Genomic DNA, 26251 nt, shown 5'->3' with positions numbered 1-26251 from the left:
AGGGGGAAATAATCATGTTTAATAACACAATTGTCAGAGTACCTGGAGAGAACTACATCAACGGCATAACCACAGCCGATTTAGGAACACCTTTACTAGAAAAAGCTCTAGAGCAGCACGAAGCCTATATTGAAGCTTTGAAAAAATGCGGAACAGAGGTAACAGTCCTTCAGAGTCACGCGGATTTCCCGGATTCTACCTTCGTTGAGGACACCGCCGTTTTGACACCTAGATTCGCAGTCATTTCCAATCCCGGAGCACCAACAAGGAATGGAGAAATCCATGCAATGGAACCCTCTATCAAATCCTTCTATGAAAATATTTATTATATTAAAGCGCCTGGAACACTTGAAGGAGGGGATATTCTTCAAATTGAAGACCATTTCTATATCGGAATTTCAACGCGGACGAATCAGGAGGGGGCCGAACAATTAAAAACGATTTTAGAATTAGAAAACTATAAGGCAACGATTGTTCCGCTGGAAAAGTTCTTTCATTTAAAAACAGGAATCTCTTATTTAGGAAATCAAACCGTTGTCGTGGCAGGCGAATTCATCGACCATCCAGATTTCAATGGATATACAAAAATTATTGTCCCACCGGAAGAGGAATACGCGGCAAACTGTATTCGAGTAAACGATTATGTCATCATCCCTGCCGGATACCCAATTACAAAGCAAAAGATTAACGATGCGGGCTATCAAACGATAGAGCTAGATATGTCAGAATTCCGTAAGCTAGATGGAGGATTAAGCTGCTTGTCGCTGCGCTTTTAAGAGGATTTTAGGTTTTGGCTGTGTTAAACATTTTTGATCATGTGCCCGCGTTGATTGGAACGGATGGCGCGAGACTCCTCGAAAATGCTATCGCATTTCCTACGTGCGTGGGCGGATTCGAGGATGAAATTCAATGTCCTGCGGGAGTACGGGACAGGGGAGACCCCGCAGGCGCTGAAGCGCCGAGGAGGCTCCCCGAACCGCCCGCGGAAAGCGAAGCGCCTGGAGTGGAAATCAACAGGCAAGTATAATACAAGGGGTGAAAGAGGTATGGTCGAACAAGGGGAACCGCAAAATCAATTAAATCGATCCATGAAACGCAGGCATTTGTTTATGCTTTCGTTAGGGGGAGTCATTGGAACGGGGTTGTTTTTAAACGCTGGTTATACCATCAACCAGGCAGGTGCGGGCGGTGCATTAATCGGGTATTTATTTGGAGGAATCATTTTATACCTTGTCATGGTGTGCCTAGGGGAACTCGCGGTCCATATGCCAGTAACTGGGTCATTTCAAACATATGCCAGTAAGTTCATTAGTCCATCTGCTGGATTTTCGCTCGGATGGATGTATTTCATTGGATCCGCGACTACGGCAGGTGTAGAATTCACCGCTGCAGGAATATTGATGAAACGGTGGTTCCCAGACATTTCGGTCTGGGTGTGGTGTGCTGTTTTTATTGCATTGTTATTCGTGCTCAATGCCCTGACGACGAAGGGATTTGCAGAGGCGGAATATTGGTTTGCGGGTATTAAAGTAGTAGCTGTCATTTTCTTTATCATTATTGGTTTTGGCGCGATTTTTGGGATTATTCCATTGGAAGACCGTCCGGCTCCCTTTTTAGAGAACTTGGCTCCATCAGGATTGTTTCCAGCGGGTTTTGTCATTCTCTTTGTGACCATGATGAACGTTATTTTTTCCTATCAAGGGTCGGAATTGATTGGGATTGCAGCAGGTGAAAGCGAGGATCCGCAAAAGAATATCCCACGTGCGATTCGGAACGTCCTGTTTAGGATTATCGTCTTTTATTTAGCTTCAATTGTTATTTTATCAGCGATTTTTCCAAATAAGGAATTAGGATTATTGGAAAGTCCATTCGTCACCCTGATGGACTTAGCGGGCATTCCATTCGCACCAGATATTATGAATTTTGTCATCCTGACAGCCATTCTTTCGGTTGGGAACTCTTGTATTTATGCATCGACACGCCTGCTGTGGGCGATGGCGCATGATGGAATGGCACCGAAGGTATTTGGAAAGCTGTCAAAACGTAAAGTTCCTTTCACAGCCCTGGTGTTTACAATGATATTTTCGCTTTTGTCCTTGTTAACAAGCGTAATTGCTGCAGACACGGTGTTTGTATTATTAATGTCGATTGCAGGTATATCGGTGACCATTTCGTGGATTGGGATCGCTCTTTCCCAATTGATGTTTCGAAAGAAATATTTGCGTGCAGGCGGTAAATTAGAGGATTTACAATACAAGGTACCGTTTTATCCATTTATCCCAATAGTTTGTATTGTATTCTGCGTGTCAATCCTAATATTCCTGGCCTTCGACCCAACACAGCTAGTCGGTTTACTGGCAGGGTTAGGATTTTTGGTGGTCTGTTTCATTTTCTACCACTTTAAGAATAAGAAAAACACCGAAGTGAACATAAAAACAGGCCTTTAACTAACACTATTACAAAATTTAAAGGGGTATTAATATAATGGAACAACTTAGATGGGGGGCGCCGGATGCGCTTCGAAAGCTCCTATGTGAAGTAGTGAGTTGGAAAAGCATGACATTAACGGAGGGAGAACGAGAATTTCCTTCAAAAGTACAAGCAAAGCTCGCAGAAGTAACCTATTTTCGAGAGAACCCTAATTATTTAGAGCTTCATGATGCCGACTTAGGCCGGAGGTTTTTAACGGCATTATACAAGCACCCAAGTGCAAAGGAAACCATCGTCCTTATTAGTCACTTTGATACCGTGAATACAGAAGAGTATGGGGATCTTGAGGAATACGCCTATCAGCCAGAAGAATTAACCCAGCTACTTCTGACCAGAAAAAATGAGCTGCCGGAGGATGCAAGGAACGATCTTCAATCAGGAGAGTATCTATTCGGAAGAGGCACGATGGACATGAAAATGGGTCTTGTTATGCATATGGGCTTGATTGAAAAAGCCGCGGCCGAGGAGTGGCAGATTAATCTTCTTCTGTTGACCGTACCGGACGAGGAGGTCAATTCGTCAGGAATGCGTGCAGCAGTGACTAAGCTTTTGGAATTAAAGGATGAGCATCAGCTAACATATAAACTATTCCTGAATGGGGAGCCAGTATTTACGCAAGAACCGGGTGATAAAAATTATTATGTTTACTCAGGTTCAATCGGCAAAATCATGCCGTCCGCACTATTTTATGGGAAAGAGACGCATGTTGGAGAACCGCTTAGCGGCATTACAGCGCCGTATATCGCCTCTTTTTTAACGCAGCGAATGGAATGGAATCCAATGCTGCAAGAAAGGGAAATGGGTGAAACTACTCCTCTTCCTGTCACGCTTCAGCAAAAGGATTTAAAACTGGAATATTCAGTGCAAACACCTTACCGGGCATCAGCTTTATATAATGTGTTTTTAATGAAGCGGAATGCCGATGAGATCATGAGGATTTTTGAAAAGGTCGCCAAAGATGCCACTGATGCCTGTAACGCAGCATATAAGCGAGTCTGCCAAGAACTATCTGCAGAGCCAGTTGGAAGCGTGCGTGTATTACGTTACGAAGATTTATTAAAGCATGCCACCCAAAAGTTTGGGGAAAAAGTAGTCGAGGCAATTAAGGCTGGCATTCATGCAAACCCAGATTGGGATGACCGGGAAAAATCCTTCCGAATTGCCGATACATTGATGATCCAGTGCCAGGAACTTGCACCGGCCATTGTCCTGCTTTTTGCACCCCCTTATTATCCTGCGGTCAATTCATCGGAGGATGAACTCGTGAAACAATGTGTAGATTACGTAAAGAAGGAAGGGCTCGCAAAATTTGATTTGCCGGTAAAACAAATCCATTATTTCAATGGTATCAGCGATTTAAGCTATGTGAATTATCGGGATGAAGGTGAAGGATGGACTACTTTCCAAGCAAACACCCCAGTATGGGGCAGCAGCTACAGCATCCCATTCACAGAGATGGCCCAGCTCCAAGCCCCGGTTTTAAATGTCGGCCCCCTTGGAAAAGACGCACATAAACGTACGGAACGTCTCCATATGAAAAGCGCTTTTGAGGAAGTACCTGCACTAGTTGAAGCTATGATCCAAATGATTATGAAGATGAAACAAAAAAACTGATTCACATAAAGTGGAATCAGTTTTTTTAAAAAGTATTGAAATAAAATGGAAAAAGTAATATATTTAAATGTGTAAACGATTACACATCGCGGGTGTAAAATATTATTTTTGGAGTTTTATATGGAAAATAAAATGATAGGAATTGTAAAAATAGGGACGATTCCACAAGTGGTTAATGTTGTGATTAATCAATTAGTCTGCCTTCTACAAAAAATGAATCACAAGCATATAACCGGAATTCAAACAACCGGAGAAAAGTTAGTATTCCTGCCCTTAAATGACGGAGAAAAAGGAAATAGGCTTCCTTCGATTTCCCTTGCCAATTGGAAGTGCCATCAGGCAAATTTGGCTGAAAAATGCGATATTTTAATAGTTTTTTATAATGAGGAAGAGACAATCAACATTGATGGTCTAAGGATAAATTCTACTTGCAAAATCTTGATGGTGCCAATAAATCTTTTTAATGAGCAAAATCCAAATATATATCATCTAGGGTTTGATAGCGCGTTAAATGAAGTAGTTAACAATATTTATAAAGTAGAGGATACAGCAGGTTCATTGTTGTTTCCAAATAAGAGACTGTTTCTAATAAAAATTCCAGGGAAAAAAGCGGGGGTTTTCCTCAAATTTACGGCTGCTGCCCTTCAATGCGAACTAATTGAAGAAGAAACAGAATCCGAACTTCAGAGGATAACACAGAATCTGGAAGAGAAATATCATGAGGGAAAAAGCTATGCTCTTTTACTAGTCAATGAGACGGTGGAAGAAGAGAAAGTAAAAAAACATATTTCAGCCGGGAGAAATTTAGATTTCCGTACAGTCATGATTGAAGAAGCTCAATGCATCGGAGGAAAGCCCACTGCTAGTGATCGAATCTTTGCATTTGAATTAGCTGAAAAAATGGCACAGTGGACATTATCCGGAAAATCCATGGAAAAAGTCCAGCTTGAACGAAAGAACGAAATAAAATTTGTTAAATAGAAAACGATTGAATAACGATCACGTAGTAACTATTTTTTTTAAAAGAATGTGTAAACGTTTACACATTTAAGGAGGTGATAATGAATGAGGATTGCGGGACCATAGTCGTTGATATAAATATGAAAAATAAAAGGAGGAGAAAATATGAAATGGAATAAAAAAATAGTGGCTGTAATTAATTTGGCACTAGTGCTCATTATTATGATCGCTGGCTGTTCATCCAACTCTGCTAATGTATCTAAATCAGAATCCTCAGCTAAATCTAAAAAAGTTGTCACTCTACAATTTACCGACTTCCAGTATCCTATTCATCAAAAATTATTTAAAGAACTAGTGGATGAATATAACGCTAGTCAAGATAAAGTGAAAATTAAGTACTCATCTGCGGGTAATGCCAATGATTACTCTAATACAAAATTACCTGTCGCTTTTGCAAATAATGAAGGCCCGGATATTTTTATGACAAGTGCAGGCGACTTTAAAAAATATGCAGATGCAGGAATTATGGCAGATTTAACACCATATTTTCCAAAGGGTGCCATTGATGATTTCCTTCCTTCAACTATAGAGGCAGTTACCTATAAGGACAAAATCCTTGCGCTGCCATTCGAGTTAGAATTATTAGGTTTGTATTACAATAAGAAAATGCTCAAAGATGCTAATGTAAAGGTTCCAGAAACTTGGGAAGAGTTGTCAGATGCTGCCCGTAAACTTACAACTGATAAGGTTGCCGGCCTTGTTCTGCCAACGGATATCGGCCCTTACTTAAATTTCATCTGGTACCCTTTCCAATGGCAGCAGGGAGGCAGTGTATTAAATGAGGACGGCACCAAATCCACCTTTAATTCACCAGAAAATGTGAAAGCCTTAGATTATTGGGGATCATTTTTCCAAAAAGGTTATTCTCCTTCTAAATTACAATATGGTGCAGGTGATATTGATAATATCGCGACTGGATCAGCAGCGATGCAAATTAGCGGTACATGGTCGATTGCTGCCTTGGAAGACAAATTTCCGGATTTTGAAGCAGGTTTAGTTCCCATCCCAATACCAAATGGGGGAAAACACGCTTCGGATGGCGGCGGGTGGAAACTAGCAGTAAATGCTAAAAGCGAGCATGTTAAGGAAGCCGCAGACTTTATTATGTGGGCATTTGCCGAGGACACATCCCGTCCATTGAAATGGGCAAAAACAAAATCGGCCTATCCTGCAAGAAAATCCGTAATAGAAGAAGGGAAAGATTACTACCAGACAGGGTTACGAAAGATCTTTACAGACGAAATTTACAATACGGCAACACCTGAACCGCAATATGGTCCAGAAATTGTGGATGCTATTGGAAAAGCATTACAAAATGTCATGTTTGGTAAAATGAGCGGTAAGGAAGCAGCGAAAATTGCTGATGAAAAAATTCAGCAAGTACTTGATAGTAAGTAAAAGTATGAAATAAGAATTGAAAGTATTAACATTTTTTTGTTAAAATAACTGTAAACGATTACACATGGAACACAAATTGGAAGTGAGATATTTTGAGTAATACCACAATTAAAGACATCGCAAAAGAATTAAATATATCCATAGCAACTGTATCCCGAGTATTAAACAATAGCGGGTATGCAAGCCCAGAAGTGAAAGAGCGGGTACTAGCAGCAGCAAAAAAATTGAATTATCGTCCCAATGCCATCGCAAGAAGTTTAAAAAAACATCAGACGAATACCATCGGGATTGTGATCCCGGATATTTCTAACCCTTTCTTTATGAAAATATCCAGAGGCATAGAAGATGTTGTTCTGCCGAAAGGATATAATTTAATTTTCGCAAGCGGAGATGAAAATCCTCAAAAAGAGAGAAAAATGCTCCAGGTCTTATTTGAAAAGCGTGTAGATGCGATCGCTATAGCTACATCCGGCGGCAATGAAGAAACAATCAGAAAAATAAAAAGTACAGGTGTACCGATTATTTTAGTAGACAGAAAGATAAAAAATGATTTAGACCTAGATTATGTTGTAGAGGATAACGTTCAAGGGGCATACCAACTAACAGCCTATTTACTTCAGAATGGGCATACGCGAATTGGATTAGTAAATGGTTCTCAAGAGGTAAGTACCGGTTATGAACGTTTCGAAGGGTTCAATAAGGCCATGGCAGAATATGGGGTATCAATTCAACCTGAGTTTATTTATGATGGGGAATTCACTACAGAAGGTGGATTTAAAGCCGCTGAATATTTTTTAAGCTTGCCAGAAATGCCAACAGCCATCCTGTCGTGTAATAACGTTATGACATTTGGCGTTCTTCTAAAGCTAGCAGAGCGAGGGATTGCCAACTTTGAAGATCTCATTATTGCCTCCTATGGTGAAAATGACGCAGAGCAGCTTATCCAGAAGCCGAAAATCATTAGTATTAAACAATCTCCTTATGAAATGGGAGTTCGAGTAGGCGAGATTTTACTGGATAGGTTGGTAAATAACGATGAAACATCAGTGTTCGAGACGATAACGCCAATTTTTAATAATGGGTGCTAAATTCGGAGGCGATTTATCGCCTCTGAGTCAGCCTCGAAAATTTGAATGTGCAAAAATTTATAAAAAAGTATTGAAATTTTTAAAAAATTTTTATAAGATGAATGTGTAAACGATTACAGGTCTTTTGGAATACATTTGAATGAACCTGTGTATATTTTTTTGATTGATGTGTAAACGATTACACAATTTGTCGATTAAAGTATTTATCTTTCCTTTAGTTCGAGGAAAAATTTTTTAAGTTATGTGTAAACGATTACACATTATCTGATAATCTGACAAAATATTGAGAGGAGCCAGAGTATGGATCTATTAAATGAAATAAAAAGAGTCATAGAGGTAGAGGCCGCTTCGATAAAAGCATTGTCCGAGCAAATTGGACCGAGTTTTACCGAAGCATTGGCGTTATTAGCAGAGTGTAAGGGAAAGGTGATTGTCAGCGGAGTGGGGAAATCCGGTCATATTGGAAAAAAGATGGCCGCCTCTCTAGCCAGCACGGGAACACCGGCATTTTTCGTTCATAGTACAGAAGGATTGCACGGCGATTTGGGGATGATTCAAAAGGAAGATGTTGTCATCCTAATATCAAATAGCGGTGAAACATCCGAGGTATTAGGCCTCCTTCCATCGCTGCTGAAAATTGGCTGTAAAACGATCGCCATTACTTCTAGAACTGATTCGTCACTTTCACAATTCTGTGATGTTGCCCTGAACTATCAATATACTTCGGAAGCCGACCATTTGGGGTTAGCGCCTACAACTAGCTCAACCGTTACCCTTGTCATTGGCGATGCGCTTGCCGTTGCACTGTCTATGTCAAAAAATTTCAAAAAAGAAGATTTTCATTTATACCATCCCGGTGGCAGCTTAGGGAAAAAATTATCGAGTCAATAATCTTAAAGGATGGAGAAAAATATGGGGATTTTAGTGATCGGAAGTTTCATGATGGATTTAGTCGTTCGGACAGAACGTTTTCCGCATAGCGGAGAGACCGTCATTGGTTCGAGCTTTGCCAAATTTCCAGGTGGAAAAGGGGCTAATCAAGCTGTGGCTGCAGCAAGGCTTGGAGCAGATGTGACAATGGTTGGAAAAGTTGGTTCTGATCCATTCGGGGATGAATTTCTTACAACGTTAAAGAATGAAGGAATTGATACAGCGAATATTTTGCGCGACACTCAATATCCGACTGGAGTTGGATCGATAACTCTGGAGGGAAATGGAAATAATCGTATAGTAGTCGTTCCAGGTGCCAATTTACACTACTATTCTAGCGAACTGGACAGTATTAAAAGCCTTATTCAAAGTTCGGAGCTATTAATGGTTCAGCTTGAAATGAATATTAACATGATTGAACAAGCTGTTGCCTATGCTGCCGAGGTTCAAGTGCCAGTTATACTTAACCCGGCACCGGCCCGAAGGTTAAGTGATGAATTACTAAGAAATGTAACGTACTTAACTCCAAATGAGTCTGAGGTGGAATTACTAACGGGCATAAAGGTTCTTACTCTTGAAGATGCAGAAGCCGCAGGAAAGGTCCTAGTGGAAAAGGGAGTCCAAAATGTAATTATCACACTGGCAGAAAAAGGAGCATTAATTGTTAATCCGGCAGGAAGCATCCATGTACCAAGTTTAAAGGTAAAGCCCGTGGACACGGTAGCAGCAGGGGATTCCTTTAATGGAGCCCTTGCGGTAGGGATCATCAATGGAAGGCCGCTGAGGGATGCTGTTGAATATGCCAATGCAGTTGGCGCCATTACGGTAACAAGAGAAGGAGCCATTCCATCACTCCCAAGGAGATCAGAGGTAGTAGAATTCCTGAGACATCATGTTGATGACTCAGTGAAAAATAATAATTAAGTAGATTAATTGATTGAATGTTATCAGACCAATTGAAAGGAGGGAATTTCGACAAAAAACATAATTAGCCTGTAAACGTTTGCAGAAATCTATTAAAATGTAATTAAAGAGGGGGCAACTGATATGAAATTCTGGAAGTCGTTTTTGATTTTTAGTATCGTGTTATTGCTAGTTGTTCAGGCAGGCTGCAGCAGTTCAAAATCATCTTCAGGAGATGGAAAAAAAGATGGTGTTGTGACACTTAAATTTTGGGATTTCCACTCCGAAGCTGAAAAGAAATTCTTCCAAGACTTAGTCAAGGAATACAACGCCGCACATAAAGACAAAGTGAAGATTGAGTACACAGCGTTTAACCAAAGTGATTACACAACCACAAAATTACCAGTAGCGTTTGCGAACGAAGAAGGACCAGACATTTTCATGGTAAGCCCTGGGGACTTCACAAAGTATGCGCAATCAGGGATAATGGCTGATTTAAATCCATATTTTCCTAAAGGTGCAAAGGAGGATTTCCTTCCTGCAGCCATCGATGCTGTAACGTATAAGGACAAAGTCCTTGCCCTTCCTTATGAACTAGAATTATTAGGTTTATATTACAATAAAAAGATGTTAGCCGATAAAGGGGTTGAAGTACCTAAAACTTGGGATGAATTACAAGCTGCTGCTAAAAAGTTAACAACTGATAAAGTGGCTGGTCTAGTTCTTCCTACCGATAAAGGACCATACCTAAACTTCATTTGGTATCCTTTCTTATGGCAGCAAGGTGGTAATGTATTAAGCGAGGATGGAACAAAATCTACCTTTAATTCTCCAGAAGTTGTAAAAGCGTTAGATTATTGGGGATCTTTCTTCCAAAATGGTTCAGCACCGTCTAAATTACAGTACGGACCATGGGATGCAGCAAATATCGGAACTGGTACTGCTGCGATGACCATTGTAGGTACATGGGCGATTCCTGTGCTTGAAAACCAATTTAAAGATACTGATATTGGACTTGCGCCAATTCCGACTCCAGATGGCGGAAAAGCTGCAACAGACGCTGGCGGCTGGAAGATGGCCGTTAATTCAAAAAGTAAGAATGTAGAAGAAGCCGCTAAATTTATCATGTGGTGCTTTGCTGAAGATAAATCTCGTCCATTGAAATGGGCTACTGAAGTTAAGTTTGCTTATTCTCCAAGACAATCCGTTATTGAAGAGGGGAAAGCCATCTACGACAAAGGCTTACGTAAAGTATTTACAGATGAAATCTATGATTCTGCTATTCCAGAACCACGTTACGGCCCAGAGGTTGTAGACGCTGTTGGTGAAGCCATGCAAAAGGTAATGTTCGGTAAAGTCAAAGGTGCAGATGCTGCGAAAGAAGCAGAGAAGAAAATTGAAGAGGCTCTAAAGAAGAAGTAAATTTTGCGTAAGTCCGAGCGGCTTTCTATAAGTCTCTCGGACTTACAATCTTAATACCTCGATAAAGACGAGGAGGACAATTCGATGAAGCTAAAGGGTTTAAGAAGTAAAAGAAATGAAGCATTGACGGCATATGGTTTCCTACTCCCCAATTTACTGGGATTGACCGTATTTATATTTGTACCGATGGTGTATGCGTTCTATGTTAGTCTTCACGATTGGAATGCATTAAGCCCGAAAGTTTTTATCGGTTTTGATAATTATAAAAGGCTGGCATCAGATAAAGATTGGTGGAATTCGGTATATAAAACATTTATTTTCACGATCATTTATGTACCAATGCTCTTTGCAGGATCGCTATTTTTAGCGGTAATTATGAACAGCATAAAGCAAAAGTTTGTAGGTATTGCAAGAACGATGTTTTTATTGCCTTTCGCGATAACGTCTGTTATTTCAGCGGTAATTTGGATGTTCTTATATGATCCACGAAACGGTTTCATTAACCAATTCCTTGATCTATTTGGCCTTCCGCACCAACAATTTTTGGGATCAACCAGTCAAGCGCTGGTTTCCGTTATTATCGTTATTCTCTGGATAAACCTTGGATACAATATGATGATTTTCTTGGCTGCTATTAAAGAAATCCCGGGCGATTATTATGAAGCAGCTTCTATTGACGGTGCAACAGGCTGGAAAGCTTTTTGGCATATTACGCTCCCGCTATTGCGCCCCACTAGTGTGTTTATTTTGGTCGTTACAACGATTGGTTCGTTCCAAGTATTTGACCAAATCATGGTTATGACAAAGGGAGGACCTGCCAATTCTACGATGGTGAGTGTTCTTTATATATACAAGCAGGCATTCGAATTCTTAAATATGGGCTATGCATCAGCATTAGCTGTTGTATTATTCTTAATTATTTTTGTTCTATCACTTGCGCAACTAAGATTGTATGCGAAAAAGGATTAGGAGGTGCACAAGCAGCGTGGGGAAAACTAAGAAGTCTTTAACTGTATTTACACTCGCTTGTGGAATTCTAATGATTCTTCCTATCGTTTTCTTGGTATTAAGTTCATTTAGAACTCCGGAAGATGTATTTAAGCTTAATTTTAACTTAGCAAATTTAACACTCGACAATTTTAAGGCTGTATTGGAAACCAATATCTTGCGAGCTATTTGGAACTCTTTAATTATTTCCATCACCGTAACGGTTGTAGCGATGCTTTTCCACTCCATGAGCGGATATGCATTAGCCCGTTTAAACTTTCCAGGTAAAAATATCGTGTTTGGATGGATGATCAGTACACTAATGGTTCCTTTTACCGTCATCATGATTCCACTCTACATGGTGACAAAAAATTTAGGACTGGCTAATTCCTATGGCGGGTTAATTATCCCGATGATCTTCAATGCCTATGGAATCTTCTTATTCAAACAGTTTTATCAAGATTTTCCGAAAGAACTGGAAGAAGCAGCTTATATGGAAGGCTTATCGATTACGGGCACTTTCTTTCGGCTAGTCCTCCCATTATCGAAACCAATGATTATCCCGCTGACAATCGGATTCTTTACAGCGAACTGGAACAATTACTTATGGCCATTGATTATTAACCAAAAGGAAGAGCTTTGGGTGGTACAGGTTGCCTTGGCGAACATCGTCGGAGGCGGTTATGAAACATCATGGAGCATTGTGCTCGCTGCGGCATTAATGAGTGCAATACCGACCTTTATCGTCTTCTTCTCCATGCAAAAATATTTGGTTGATGGAATTAAAACAACTGGTATTAAGTAAATTGCTGGTTTAAAGGCATTTGTTGATATTTTAACATTGTTGATTGGAGAGGAAGTCGCGAAGACTCCTCGGCACGCCCTAAGGTGCGCGAAGCGCCAGGAGCGCAAATCAACAACCAAGTTTAAGCGAACCGAGATCCTTTGATTATCTTTAGTTTTAAATGAAGGATAGTTATAAGGATCTTTCTTATGAGCGTGGTGAGAGTTCAAATGAAAAAAAGATGGCTGGCCATTGTATCCATTATTGTTATCGGATTCATTTTTACTTTTTTACTTCGTGATCAAAAAGAGAGTGCGGTTAAAATTGAAAAAAGTAAATTTTTCAAGACGGCCATAATAGAAGAATCCTATACCATTAACACGCAAAGCCAAGGAGATTTATGGGCATCCTGCTGGTCTGATGATGATCATCTTTACGCAGCGAATGGCGATGGTGATGGATTTACTGTCGAGCCGCCCAACCTTGCAAACACCCCTCCAAACCCTGGCAGCTATCTAATAAAGGATATTGCCATTAGTAAAATAAGCGGAGACCCCGGAAAGCTATCGGGTGAGACGGTTTCTAGCGGCGATCAAATCAGTCAAATTTGGAATAATCCTGCAGCTTATAATCGAAAGCCTACAGGAATGGCCTGTGTAGATGGCAATCTTTATCTCGCTGTTCAAGACCTGAATAAAGATTTTAATGATGTTCCAGCGGCTACCATTGTTAAATCAACAGATAAGGGGAAAACATGGACATGGGACAAAAAGGCACCAATGTTTGATGATCATATTTTTACCACCATCATGTTTCTTGATTATGGAAAAGACTATGAAAATGCACCGGATGATTATGTTTATGCCTATGGTCTGGACTACAATTGGAGGGACTCCTTCAATAATCGGGTGAAGGACCCTGATAAGCTTTATTTAGCGAGGGTGCCCAAAGCGAGTATATTAGATCGTTCTTCATGGGAATTTTATTCAGGATTTAAAGAGGATTCACCAATTTGGACTAGTGATATAAAAAAGAGAGTCCCAGTTTTACAGGATGATAGAGTCCTTTTTCGGGATTCTTCGTCAGAGCCCAATCACTTAACGGTCCTATCTCAAGGCAGTGTGGTTTATAATGAACCCCTTAACCGCTTTCTTTATACCTCTTGGACGGAGTATACCTTTGAATTTTATGAGGCGGCCCATCCTTGGGGGCCATGGAAGTTATTTATGTCAAAGGACTTTGGGGAATATCCTTGGTCAAATACCCATAACGGCGGTTATGCCGCGACGATTCCTTCCAAATTTATCAGCTCAAATGGAAAAACGATGTATGTTCAATCGAATACCTTCATGGGTGGTGTGAATAACTACAATTTTTCACTAAGAAAATTAGTGGTTGAACCAAAATAAATATTTATTGGAGGAACCTATAATGTTTAATGGTTTTGGTATGGGATTAGGGTCTCTATCCCGCTTATCAAAGGCAAAAACTCGTTCGATTAGCCCTGAAAATTTTACTGGAGAAAAAGGAAAAGGAGGAATGGCTACGGAGGGTACGGGTGCCGCCTGTGCTAGAGATTTGGGTTTGGGCTGGAAAGTCTCTCCTTCCGTTAATGTCCAAAAGCTCTCCACCTTTACAATGGCGGAAATTAATGAACCTGGAGTCATCCAGCATATTTGGCTAACCTGTCATCCTGATGCCTGGCGAAATCTTATCTTTCGAATGTATTGGGATGGGGAGGAAAACCCTTCTGTTGAAGTGCCGATTGGTGATTTCTTTTGCAATGGCTGGTGTGAGCGCAGCAACGTTAATTCCTTGCCAATTGCCGTAAACCCTGCTGGAGGAATGAACAGTTATTGGGAAATGCCATTCCGTAAGTCCGCTAAGATTACAGTGGAGAATATTTCAAACGACGATGTTATTCTTTATTATCAAGTTAACTATGCTTTAACGGAAGTGCCTGAAGATGCAGCCTATTTTCATGCTCAGTGGAATAGAAGCAATCCGGTTTCATACAAGGATGTTCATATCATCATTGATGGCGTGAAGGGTCATGGTCATTATGTTGGTACCTATATCGCCTGGCAGGTTAACAGCTGTGGCTGGTGGGGAGAGGGTGAAATTAAATTTTACCTCGATGGGGATCAGGAATTCCCGACAATTTGCGGAACGGGAACAGAGGATTACTTTGGCGGGGCCTGGAACTGGGAGCAGCCAAAGGGTGAATATGGCACTTATTCCACAGCATATTTAGGCATGCATCAAGTCATTAAGCCAGATGGTTTATATCGCAGTCAGCAAAGATTTGGGATGTATCGTTGGCATGTCATGGATCCAATCCGGTTTGAACAAGATTTAAAAGTAACCATCCAGGCATTAGGGTGGCGTTCTGAAGGAAGATATTTACCATTGCAGGATGATATTGCTTCTGTCGCCTACTGGTATCAGGCAGAACCGCACAATCTATTTCCACAGATTCCTGGGAAGGATGAACTCGAAGTAATATAAGTTAGCGGTATACTAGTCAATTAATCTTTTTACGGAGGAATTGTTTATGATTGGAACTTCATTAAGAGATCTATACAAACAAAGAAAAGGGAAAAGCAAGCGTGCTTCGAGCTATGACACAACTGGAGGCAATCGCGATTATTTAAAAGTATATCCTGGCGATGTCGTGGATGTTTGCAATTTGACAGGATCCGGCTGTATCACCCATATTTGGATGACGATGGCTCCTTTGGAAGATAAGCTGGAGGAATTTTTACATCGCAAGGTTGTCATCAGAATGTATTGGGACGGCGAAACCAATCCTAGCGTTCAAGCGCCAATTGGCGACTTTTTTGGAATGGGTCACGGAATTACAAGAAATTTCAGCTCTGCCCCTTTGGCGATGAGTCCAGAGGATGGAAGATCGTTAAACTGTTTCTTCCCAATGCCGTTTGGAAAATCTGCACGCATTGAGATCGAGTCTAATGCTGATGCACCGATTAAATTTTACTACTACATCGATCATGAAATCTATGACGAAGAAATTGACAGCCCACTGCGTTTCCATGCTCTTTGGAAAAGAGAATTGACAGATGGAATCGAAGATAATATCTCGAATGCTTTGTTTGAATTTGGCGGTAAAAATACCACAGGTGATGGAAACTACGTTTTCTTTGAAGCAGAGGGTAAGGGTCATTATGTTGGCTGTAATTTAAATATTCATAACCTAAGGATGACAAGAGAATGGAACTGGTATGGTGAAGGCGATGACATGATTTTCATTGATGGAGAGCCTTGGCCGCCTTCACTGCATGGCACAGGGATGGAAGATTATTTTAATACTGCTTGGTGCCCAACACAAGAATACCATTCACCATATCATGGAATTATTTTAGGAGGAGGGCCAAACTGGTCAGGCAAAGTCTCTTACTACCGCTTCCATATTCAAGATCCGATTATGTTTGATAAGTCCATAAAGGTCACAATCGAGCATGGCCACAATAATAATCGTAGTGATGACTACTCCAGCACGGCCTATTGGTATCAGACTGAGCCGCACAAGGATCATCCAATCATTCTTCCGGTTGCTAAAAGACTGCCTCTGGCCGATATTCTAGGGTTTAATGAAGATGATATGAAGAAGTGCTTTGATTATTAATTCATAAAAAAATCCCGCCAGCATAAAATGTTGGTGGGATTTTTCTATTATTTATAGTAAACTTCTAACTCGCCAATGGAAGTAAACGTTGCGCCGCCACCTGGAGTACCAATAATTCTTACACCATCTCCCCAGGTCTTATCAAAAGTAAAGGTATAGGATTGGTTTTTGCCAGCACTATTGTTGTTAGGATAGGCTGGAGTGCCTTGCAGGTTTTCAACATCTACCCATTTGAAATTCTGCCTTACTTGAACCTTGATATTATTAAACCAGCCGCCATCGGGGTACATATTACCAGTTGTATAAACGACTTTGTTCATGTTGTAGGCTCGAGACCAAGTGTAGCCCCACCAGTCTTCCTGCTTTCTTTCACCGTTCCAATCATCTTCCGTTTGATTCGCTTTGATGCCATCATTTAAAATGTTTAGTTTGGAACCATGTGCGCTGTACTTTGAAACTGGTGTTACATCTTTTGAATTGGTTGGGAGCGCTAAGTTGTTATCACTGCTTTCATTGGTTGGCTCTGTTTTTACATATGGTGTCACTTTTAATTTTCTGAAGGCAAGATTATAGACTTGAGCCGCCCCCATAAATGTATTAGAGTTCATCCACATTTCTTTACCATCATCACTAATATATTTTGACGGAATGACAGCGCCATATCCGCCGTTATGATTATCAAACCAAGGATAAACACCAAAGTCCTTCGTTAAAAATCTCTTCCATGGACCGTAAGGGGTAGGAGATTCATAGAACTCGAATGTGAATTCTGTCCAAGAAGTATAAATATAGCGGTTCAAAGGTTTGTTATAAACCACACTTCCTTGCGATAAAACAGTGGAATTGTCAGGATTCGTTGCAAATAGGGTATTGCTATAAACTCTTCTTTCATCCTGTAATACTGGTTTCTTCTGCTTAATATTTTTCGTCCACTTCGCCTCGCCCTTTAAGTCTCCGGAATAAAACTCCCATTTAGAGCGATCTTGAATACTGTCTTTCGGTACTCTCGCAAGGTAAAGGCCGGTTGGATCTGGTACAGAATCGATGAAGGAATCACGCCAATTGTAATCTAAGCCATATGCATACACATATCCATCTGAATTGTTTTCACTATCTTTTCCGTAATCCAAAAACATAATGGTAGTGAAAATATAATCGTCAAACATCGGCTTTTCCTTATCCCATGTCCATGTTTTTCCTTTATCGGTAGACTTTAAGATAGTAGCAGATGGAGCATCATTGAAGGCACGCCAGCCGCCGCCTTTATTCAGATCCTGAACAGCGAGATATAAATTACCGTCCACTGAAACCATTCCTGTTGGCTTCCGGTTATATTCATTGGGGTCATTCCAAACGGAACCTACTTGATCCCCGCTTGAAAGTCTTGCTCCTGTTATGTTCTTTGTAGCAGGGTGTCCGCCGGTGATTTTGTTCACAACAATATCTGCCCATGGACCCCCTAAATTAAACCCTTTACCATCGCCATTTGCCGCATATAAGTTATCATCATCTGACCAGGCAGTCGGCCATAAATCCCCATCACTTGCCGTTTTATAGGTAGCGCTTTCTTCTATTGAAACAGTTGAGAAAAAGGTACTCTCTTCAGGTGTTACAATAGTATCCTTTTGATTGCTTTTTCTAGCATTTGGGTAAGGTTTATCATTGTTTAGCTTGTCTTTCCCATATTGCTGATCAATTTTTCCGGTGATTCCTGCAATGGCATCTAGCGGTGAAATATTGTAGAACGAAGATCCTAATAAAACTGCACTGGTAACTAAAACAGATGCACCTTTCCATTTAGCCTTCAAACCTTAAACACCCCTTATTTATTGTTTGCTTTACCGGTAAAATAAAAATGTAAAAAAATAAAACTCGCATTAAATAGAGTTTTACTTTAACGGTAAAGTACACTTTTATTTTATAATAGATTGGTAGTGTTTTCAATGGAATTCTAAATTTTTAAAAAATTATCATATGACAAAAACTGCTGATTTCATTGTCAATAAAAACTAGATATAATACAATGTTTTTACCATTAAGGGTCTGGGAGTGAGTTCCATTAATAAGCGTGTGAAATTAGAAGACATTGCAAGGGTTGCCGGAGTATCTAAAATGACGGTATCTTTAGCCTTAAGAGATGATCCCTCCATCAGTAAGGCTACGTCCAATAAAATAAAAGAAATCGCTGCCGATTTAGGTTATATTCCGAATCGAATGGCACAGGGATTAAATTCAGGGCGTTCCCATACAATCGGTCTATTAATAGGCGGTTTATTGCATGATGACTATCAAAATCAATTTATTAAGGGTGCCATACCATATGCAATGGAACGGGGGTATACTGTTTCCATTGGTCCATCTGAATGTGATAGCAAAGTAGAGAAGTCGCTTATTGATCGTTATAAAAATATGATGGTGGATGGCTTTTTAGCCTTTCATTGCAATGAAGTGGAAACCTATAAACAACTACAAAAAACGAATATTCCCTTTGTATTTTATACGAAATACTTTGAAGAGCTTGAGGCGGATTATGTTGTTTGTGATGATTTTCGAGGCGGCTATTCCATGACGAAACACTTAATTGATTTAGGACATAAGAAAATCGCTTTCGTTTATGATGATTACCTTGAATCTTCCTCAGAAGTCGTTAATCGAAAAAGGGGGTACCTGCAGGCGTTAAAGGATAACGGGCTGCCTATAGATGAGAGTTTGTTTGTACCCTTTCACTTGGCAAACTATAATCAGACTAATTCTGATTCTATTTGCGCTGAAAATCCGGAATTAATAGCTTGTTTAGAACAAACCAATCGCCCGACCGCCTTATTTGTATGTAATGATATCACCGCTTCCTTTGTTTATATTATCGTAAAAAAATTGAAGCTCTCCATCCCAGAGGATATTTCTATTGGCGGGTTTGAAGGCGTATATTTAGGTTCAATAATCGACCCTCCCCTAACAACCATTTCTACTCCAATCGAAGAAATGGGAAGAAAAGCATGTGAAATAATAATAAATAAAATCGAAGGCAGAATTCCTTTAACGGAAAAAGTAAAGATACAACTGGAACCAACATTAATAATTAGGGAATCGACAAAATAGATATCAGGGCTGTCCTTATGGGGCAGTCTTTTCATTTTAAATGGTTGGTGAATTTGCTTTTTGTGCTCGATTCGTAAATAAAACCCTCGGATTCGCAAATAAGAGCTGTTTTTTCGCAATTAAGAAGTTTAAGAAACTAATAATAAGCCGTTTATCAGCGGAAAAATACAAAATATCAGCGGATTTAAAGGATTTATCAGCGAATAATATCTGAGCTGCTAAGAGGGCTTTCTAGTCCCGTTTTAAATAAATTACTTAAAAACTAATCAAACGTTTGATTAAACTAGGCCGAATTCATACTGGTCTTGATATTTGCCATGTTTCTGAAAAACTAATCAAGCGTTTGATTAAATGGGGCTGAAGTCATGCTGGGCCGAATATTTGCCATATTACAGAAAAACTAATCAAGCGTTTGATTAAACGGGGCCGAAGTAATAGTGGTCCTGATATTTGCCATGTTTCTGAAAAACTAATCAAACGATTGATTAAACGGGGCTGGGGTCATATCGGCTCTGATATTTGTCATGTCACAGAAAAACTAATCAAACGTTTGATTAACCTAGGGAGAAGTCATTCCGAAACTGATATTTGCCATGTTACAAAAAAACTAATCAAACGATTGATTAAACGGGTCTGAAGTCATACTGCGTCTGTTATTTGTCATATTACAGAAAAATTAATCAAACGATTGATTAAATAGTCCTAAAGGCTTGGTATATAAAGTTTATATGTTACATAACTATTAAATATCAAACGTTTGATGAAGGTTGTAATTTACAATTCCGACTTGATTGATGGGAATGTATGGATTGGTGATTTCCACAAAATTTTGAGGAGGAACAATATGAATACCTTTTTAATCATCGTGAATATTGCCGTTTTGGTATTACTCATGGTTGGTTTGTTCATGATGCAAAAAAAGCACGTTTCCTTTTCAAAGCGTGTTTTTACTGCGCTGGGTTTAGGTATTATTTTTGGTTATCTCATTCATTTAATCTATGGAACAACATCCGAAGTAACCACTGGTTCAATCGATTGGTTTAATATTGTCGGCAACGGATATGTAAAACTGTTGCAAATGGTCGTAATGCCGCTAGTATTCATATCCATCGTTGGAGCTTTTACAAAGCTGAAATTGACGAAAAACATTGGTAAAATCAGTTTCCTAGTGATAGGAATTCTGCTTGGAACCACTGCCATTGCTGCTGCCATTGGGATTGGGTCAGCATTAGGATTTAACCTTGATGGTGTTCAGTTAACAGAAGGGGCAGCGGAAAAAGCCCGGAATGCTCAATTAGAAGAGCGGGTAGCCGGTGTAGAAAATATGACGCTGCCGCAGCAAATAATTGAGCTCATCCCAAGCAATCCGTTTCAGGATTTAACCGGAGCCCGGCCAACCTCTACCATTGCCGTCGTCATTTTTGCTGCCTTAATTGGAATTGCCTATCTTGGTGTCAAACGCAGGGATTCAGAGCATGCAGAATCGTTTGCGAGAATAATAGATACTCTTTATTCGATAACCATGAGGGTGGTTACACTCATTCTCCGGCTGACGCCATACGGAATCCTTGCAATTATTTCAAGGGTAGCCGCGACAAGTGATTACGATGCCATTGCTAAATTAGGTAAGTTTGTTATTGCATCCTATGTGGCACTGATCATCATGTTTATTGTGCATTTACTGTTATTAATGCTAGCAAAACTTAGCCCGTATAACTATGTGAAAAAAGCATTGCCAACTTTAACCTTTGCCTTTACTTCAAGAACTAGCGCCGGAACACTTCCGATGACACTTAAAACGCAAACGAAGGATTTAGGAGTATCTGAAGGAATTGCCAACTTTGCAGGCTCCTTCGGGCTTACCATCGGTCAAAATGGCTGTGCTGGAATTTACCCAGCAATGTTAGCTGTTATGGTCGCACCTGCAGCAGGGGTAGACCCAACAAGTTTATCCTTTATCCTAACGCTTATTTTAGTCGTGGCCATCAGCTCATTTGGCGTAGCAGGTGTTGGCGGAGGCGCCACCTTCGCAGCCCTGATTGTCCTATCTGTCATGAACCTGCCTGTAGCCATTGTCGGTCTATTAATCTCTGTTGAGCCTTTGATTGACATGGGACGCACAGCCCTAAACGTCAGCGGCGCCATGACTGCCGGGATCTTAACAAGTAAAGCGACAGGTGAATTTGAAACCGAAGTATATCAACAGCCTGATATCGTAGAGGCATAAAAAAAGAATAATAACAAAGCTGGATAGCAATTTAAAAGCTATCCAGTTTTTTTAATGCCGATTCCGACGGATCCTCTTGGTTTTTCAAATGTACAATTCAGATTATTTAGATATCTTCCTTTACCAATCATTAGGAACTTGGTAAAGTAGATTTTAAGATAATCGAGATTGCGATTAAATACATAAGGGGTGGAGACTATGAATATTTATCTAATTCGCCATGGAGAAGCAGAGCATAATGTGGATAAATCCTTGATGGCACATACTCATGATTCCCAGCATAGTTTGACGGAGATTGGCCATAAGCAAGCACAAATGACAGCTGAATTTATGAAAGAGATTGTGAATGAAAAGTCAGTCCTATTTTGTTCTCCCTATTTACGGACAATGCAAACGGCGCAGTCGATTCATTCGTTACTGCCCGAGCAAGTTTCACTTTTCCAGAATCCGCTGATAAGAGAGTGGGAGTTAGGAAATTTATACGATTTTAACAATCGCACTCCGGAGGCAAAGAAGGAATTTAAAGCAGCGGGACAATTTTATTTCCGCTACAAAAATGGAGAATCATTAGCCGATGTGTACCTGCGAGCAACCATGTTTATGAACACTGTCCTAGAACGCGTGAAACAGCAGGGGCGGCACGAAAATGTCGTGATCGTCACGCATGCAGCCTTTATTCAGATGTTCCTTACGTTCCTAATGAATTGGCCTATTGAATCACTAGCGAAGTTTAAACCAGTAGAAAATGCATCAGTCATTAAGATTCACGAAGCGGATTGGGATTACCAATATGAAAAGATTTTTGTTCCAATTGTAGAGGAATGAAATGCTAAAATCATCCACTAGACTATTAGCATAATAGAGAGATAATAAAGGTGTATATTTTTTAAAAGGAGAACTGAATGAAAAATAATAATGTTCTTTTTCAAATAGGGGAAGTAGACCGAGAAGCCTTGCCATATTATTATGACTTTGGCAAAATTGTTTCTACTATTCAAGAAAAGCTTTTAGCTGAAACGGGAATCGAATTTCAAATGTACTCTGATTCAGATACCTCCAATGAAATTTGGGATATCCTCGAAGAAGACTTAAAAGAGGAATCTTCGGAATTGCAGCTGATTAGCTATATTTATAAGGAAGGCGAGACGAAAACGATTTCGTCGAACCATACCGATAAAACGATGGAATTCATTGTAAAACCGCGTGTAGAAAACGGTCTTTACTATTATCCGAACTATGAAGTGGCACTATCGAGAGTGATGATTTTTCAAAGTGACGGAGATATGGACCGAGATCTTATTTTTGCCAAAAATGATGCTTGTTTAGTGTCGTTTCTGAAATATGTTCTGAAGAGAAAACGGGAATATATCAAAAATTATGTCACGGTTTTCACGGACACGGATGACGGTGTGGAAACCGAGATTGAAAGCATTACTAGCTTAGTAACCCGAGAAGATGTCTTTTTAGAGGAATCATTAAAGAAAGAAATCTATCGTTCAATTGACCAATTTTTCTCCGAGAGCGGCGAGTTTTTCAAAACCTATGATATTCCATACAAGCGGGGGATCCTCTTATACGGAAAGCCGGGGAATGGAAAGACAACACTCGTGAAATCCATTGCCAGCAGCATTAACGCGCCTGTCGCCTATTGGCAGATTACCGAATTCACCTCTAGCTATACGATTAAAGAGGTGTTCACCTCTGTATTAAAATTGACGCCATTGGTATTGGTAATTGAGGATATCGACTCCATGCCTGCAAGTGTTCGGTCTGTTTTCTTAAACATATTAGATGGGGCGACTTCTAAAGAGGGAATTTTCCTTATCGGGACGACGAACTACCCAGAAAAGATTGATCCGGCACTGATGAACCGTTCCGGCCGATTTGACCGCGCTTATGAGATCAAATTGCCAACGAAGGAGCTGCGTTATCAGTATTTGGTTCGTAAAAAAATTGATCGTATCCTCTCTGAGGAAGAGATTCAGGAAGTCATCGAGGCAACAAAGGATTTCTCGTATGCCCAGCTTAATGAGCTTTATGCCTCCATCGCGTTAGAATGGCATTATGATCAGAAGGTCGAAATCACCCGTCTATGCGCAGACCTAAAATCCGACCAGCACAAACAACGCAAACAAAAATGGGATGAATCATTCTCAACCGCTTCCATGGGCTTTACCGGCTTTACAAGTGATTAAAAATGGTGTCAGGCACCATTCGTGGACATTTGTACGTATACAGTGGACACCTAGCGTTATGCTGGGTGTTTTTTTGTGGCGTGTACTGTGAATCATACAAACTATAAAACAATTGATGTGAAGGATTTGATATTTTGTCTAGTGACAAATGAGGGTCGTCCAAGATATGATTAAAATGACTGAATTTTCCCGCTTTTGTACTCTAAGAGATTTATAAACATTAAAAGAAAATAGTTGAACTTATTTTCTAAAAGGGAGTGTTTTAAATGCAGAAACAAAAGTTATTGATTAATGGGGAAAGACTGCAAAAGGAACTAGAACGGTTCGCCGACTTTGGACGTACAGAAAATAACGGGGTCACACGCCTGTCATTGTCAGAGGAAGACCGCCGCGTAAGAGATTATTTCCGAACCTGCTGCGAGGAATTAGGCATGACAGTCAAGGTGGATGACATGGGCTGCATGTATGCCACACTTGAAGGCACGGAAAATAAACCGCCGATTCTCATTGGCTCCCATCTTGATTCTGTCAAAAAAGGCGGCCGCTTTGATGGAGTTTTAGGTGTTGTCACCGGGCTGGAAGTGGTGAGAACATTAGTGGAAAATAACATTAAGCCGCGGATTCCGATTACCATTGTCAACTTTACGAATGAAGAAGGAGCAAGATTTGAGCCTTCGATGATGGCTTCAGGTGTGCTCTCGGGCAAATTTGACAAATCTGTCATGCTGAAAAAGAAAGATGCTGACGGAATGACGTTTGAAGAAGCACTTAAATCGATTGGCTATGAAGGAGAAGCATCCAATCGTCTAAAAGAAGCAACCGCCTTTTTAGAGCTACATATCGAGCAAGGCCCAATTCTCGAAAAGGAATCACTTACAATTGGTGTCGTCGAATGTGTCGTTGGGATGGCATGTTATGAAATTGAAGTAACAGGTGAATCCGACCATGCGGGAACGACTCCAATGGATATGAGAAAGGATGCCCTTTTCGCCACCAATAATTTAATCAATGAAATTCGCTCACGTTTAGGCTCTTTAGATCCTGATCTGGTCTTTACGATTGGAAGAGTAAACGTGTATCCAAGCATCCATACCGTCATTCCAAATAAAGTCGTCTTTACTCTTGAAGCACGGCACAAAGATATGGAAATTGTCGGTACCGTCAAAGATTTCATTCAGGGATTGGCAAATTTTAAAGACAATGAGGGCTGTGAGATCAAAACAACCAAGCTATGGGACCGTGACACCGTTTGGTTTGCACCGGAAATCTGCATCCAATTAGAACAGTCCGCAAACTCATTAGGGTATTCCAATAAACGAATGGTCAGCGGCGCCGGCCACGATGCCCAGTTCATCGCCAGCTACGTCCCTACTGCCATGCTGTTTGTTCCAAGCATTAACGGAAAAAGCCATTGCGAAGAGGAACTAACCACTTGGGAAGATTGCGAAAAAGGAGTAAATGTAATTTTAGACACAGTGTTAGCTTTATTATCAAAATAAATGAACTCGAAGACTTTTCCACCAACAAAGGGGGAAGAGTCTTTTTTTTTGAAAAACAACAATTCTGAATTGACAGATATATTGCTTGTTGGTTACTATAAAGACATAAGTTAAATATTTACGAACGGCATACGACAATGTCGAACAGAAAGGAATCGAAAATGGCTGAACGATACATTCAATCCATCGAAAGAGCAGCAGACGTCCTTGAATTGTTTTTAGCCTCCAATCAAGAACTCAGTGTAAAAGAAATCAGTGAAAAGCTTGGTCTTTCAAAAAGTACGATTCATGGAATCATCAAAACCCTCGAATATCGAGGGTATCTTCAACAGAATCCCGATGATTTGAAATATAAGCTTGGCTTAAAACTTTTCGAGCTTGGAAACAAAGTAAGCAACCAATTTGATATCGGAAATATTGCCCGTCCGATTATGAAAGAATTAGTCGAATCACTTATGGAAACCGTCCACCTAGTTGTATTTGAACGCGGTGAAGTCATTTATATTGAAAAATTGGATGGTCCCCGCTCCTTAAGAATTTACTCACAAATCGGTAAAAGAGCTCCAATCCACTGTACAGGGGTAGGGAAATCCATTCTTGCCTTTCAAGAGGAAGAAGAGATTGATAGACTCTTAGCGAACGAGGATTTGGAACCGTTTACCGAGTATACCTTGACGGACAAGGCAGAGATAAAAAAACAGCTTCAAACGATTCGGGAGCAGGGCTATTCTGTCGATGATGAAGAAATTGAATTAGGTCTCAAATGTGTAGCCGCTCCCATTTTTAATCATCAAGGGAAGGTTATTGCCGCCATTAGCTGTGCCTCACCAAAAGTGAGGCTTACCGAAGACAAGCTGGCTAAAGTGATTAAAGAAATTAAACAGGCTGCATTAGCGATTTCAACAAATATGGGATTTAAAACCCAACCTGCGTTAGCGTAGGCGGGGTT

The 26251-nt window shown here is 40.3% G+C and carries 21 protein-coding genes; 20 read left to right on the top strand and 1 reads right to left on the bottom strand.

The window, feature by feature from the left end:
- The first annotated feature begins 14 nt into the window (after positions 1–14).
- From LC455_RS23355 to LC455_RS23290, 14 genes are all read left to right on the top strand, one after another.
- Positions 15–776: a dimethylarginine dimethylaminohydrolase family protein gene (locus LC455_RS23355; protein WP_223594504.1), complete on the top strand. Its 762-nt coding sequence runs from the start codon at positions 15–17 to the stop codon at positions 774–776.
- Positions 777–1046: 270 nt separating this feature from the next.
- Positions 1047–2447, top strand: a complete 1401-nt coding sequence (locus tag LC455_RS23350; protein ID WP_223594593.1) for an amino acid permease — start codon at positions 1047–1049, stop codon at positions 2445–2447.
- Positions 2448–2484: 37 nt separating this feature from the next.
- Entirely contained in the window at positions 2485–4104 is a 1620-nt protein-coding gene (locus LC455_RS23345) for a M20/M25/M40 family metallo-hydrolase (RefSeq protein WP_223594499.1), read from the top strand.
- 120 nt (positions 4105–4224) lie between these two features.
- Positions 4225–5085 (top strand): 6-phosphofructokinase, encoded by an 861-nt coding sequence (locus LC455_RS23340; RefSeq protein ID WP_223594498.1) that lies wholly within the window; start codon positions 4225–4227, stop codon positions 5083–5085.
- 144 nt (positions 5086–5229) lie between these two features.
- Entirely contained in the window at positions 5230–6522 is a 1293-nt protein-coding gene (locus tag LC455_RS23335; protein WP_223594497.1) for an ABC transporter substrate-binding protein, read from the top strand.
- 92 nt (positions 6523–6614) lie between these two features.
- Positions 6615–7610, top strand: a complete 996-nt coding sequence (locus LC455_RS23330) for a LacI family DNA-binding transcriptional regulator (RefSeq protein WP_223594496.1) — start codon at positions 6615–6617, stop codon at positions 7608–7610.
- A gap of 300 nt (positions 7611–7910) precedes the next feature.
- Positions 7911–8501 (top strand): KpsF/GutQ family sugar-phosphate isomerase, encoded by a 591-nt coding sequence (locus LC455_RS23325; RefSeq protein WP_223594495.1) that lies wholly within the window; start codon positions 7911–7913, stop codon positions 8499–8501.
- Between the two features lie 21 nt (positions 8502–8522).
- Complete coding sequence (gene rbsK, locus LC455_RS23320) at positions 8523–9464, top strand: ribokinase (protein WP_223594494.1); 942 nt, start codon at positions 8523–8525, stop codon at positions 9462–9464.
- A gap of 123 nt (positions 9465–9587) precedes the next feature.
- A complete protein-coding gene (locus tag LC455_RS23315) occupies positions 9588–10865 on the top strand; it encodes an ABC transporter substrate-binding protein (RefSeq protein ID WP_223594493.1) in 1278 nt (425 codons plus the stop codon).
- 84 nt (positions 10866–10949) lie between these two features.
- Positions 10950–11834 carry a carbohydrate ABC transporter permease gene (locus LC455_RS23310; RefSeq protein WP_223594491.1) on the top strand — a complete coding sequence of 295 codons (885 nt, stop codon included), beginning with the start codon at positions 10950–10952 and terminating at the stop codon, positions 11832–11834.
- A 16-nt stretch (positions 11835–11850) separates the two neighbouring features.
- Complete coding sequence (locus tag LC455_RS23305) at positions 11851–12657, top strand: carbohydrate ABC transporter permease (RefSeq protein WP_223594489.1); 807 nt, start codon at positions 11851–11853, stop codon at positions 12655–12657.
- Positions 12658–12866: 209 nt separating this feature from the next.
- On the top strand, positions 12867–14045 hold the full coding sequence (locus tag LC455_RS23300) for a DUF4185 domain-containing protein (RefSeq protein ID WP_223594487.1): 1179 nt from the start codon (positions 12867–12869) through the stop codon (positions 14043–14045).
- Between the two features lie 22 nt (positions 14046–14067).
- Positions 14068–15144 (top strand): glycoside hydrolase family 172 protein, encoded by a 1077-nt coding sequence (locus LC455_RS23295; protein WP_223594485.1) that lies wholly within the window; start codon positions 14068–14070, stop codon positions 15142–15144.
- A 46-nt stretch (positions 15145–15190) separates the two neighbouring features.
- A complete protein-coding gene (locus LC455_RS23290) occupies positions 15191–16282 on the top strand; it encodes a glycoside hydrolase family 172 protein (protein ID WP_223594483.1) in 1092 nt (363 codons plus the stop codon).
- Between the two features lie 47 nt (positions 16283–16329).
- Here LC455_RS23290 and LC455_RS23285 read toward each other — a convergent pair whose 3' ends face one another.
- Positions 16330–18090 (bottom strand): DUF4185 domain-containing protein, encoded by a 1761-nt coding sequence (locus LC455_RS23285; protein ID WP_223594482.1) that lies wholly within the window; start codon positions 18088–18090, stop codon positions 16330–16332.
- A 241-nt stretch (positions 18091–18331) separates the two neighbouring features.
- Here LC455_RS23285 and LC455_RS23280 point away from each other — a divergent pair, with 241 nt between their 5' ends.
- From LC455_RS23280 to LC455_RS23255, 6 genes are all read left to right on the top strand, one after another.
- Positions 18332–19381 (top strand): LacI family DNA-binding transcriptional regulator, encoded by a 1050-nt coding sequence (locus LC455_RS23280; RefSeq protein WP_223594480.1) that lies wholly within the window; start codon positions 18332–18334, stop codon positions 19379–19381.
- An 844-nt stretch (positions 19382–20225) separates the two neighbouring features.
- A complete protein-coding gene (locus LC455_RS23275) occupies positions 20226–21608 on the top strand; it encodes an L-cystine transporter (protein WP_223594478.1) in 1383 nt (460 codons plus the stop codon).
- 198 nt (positions 21609–21806) lie between these two features.
- Positions 21807–22433: a histidine phosphatase family protein gene (locus LC455_RS23270; RefSeq protein WP_223594477.1), complete on the top strand. Its 627-nt coding sequence runs from the start codon at positions 21807–21809 to the stop codon at positions 22431–22433.
- Positions 22434–22510: 77 nt separating this feature from the next.
- A complete protein-coding gene (locus tag LC455_RS23265) occupies positions 22511–23803 on the top strand; it encodes an AAA family ATPase (protein WP_223594476.1) in 1293 nt (430 codons plus the stop codon).
- Between the two features lie 266 nt (positions 23804–24069).
- Complete coding sequence (locus tag LC455_RS23260; protein ID WP_223594473.1) at positions 24070–25302, top strand: Zn-dependent hydrolase; 1233 nt, start codon at positions 24070–24072, stop codon at positions 25300–25302.
- Positions 25303–25463: 161 nt separating this feature from the next.
- On the top strand, positions 25464–26243 hold the full coding sequence (locus LC455_RS23255) for an IclR family transcriptional regulator (RefSeq protein ID WP_223594471.1): 780 nt from the start codon (positions 25464–25466) through the stop codon (positions 26241–26243).
- Positions 26244–26251: the final 8 nt, after the last annotated feature.

This window comes from Neobacillus bataviensis (assembly GCF_019969725.1).
Note: the sequence above shows the minus strand (reverse complement) of the source record. Positions and strands in the feature narration are given on the sequence as shown.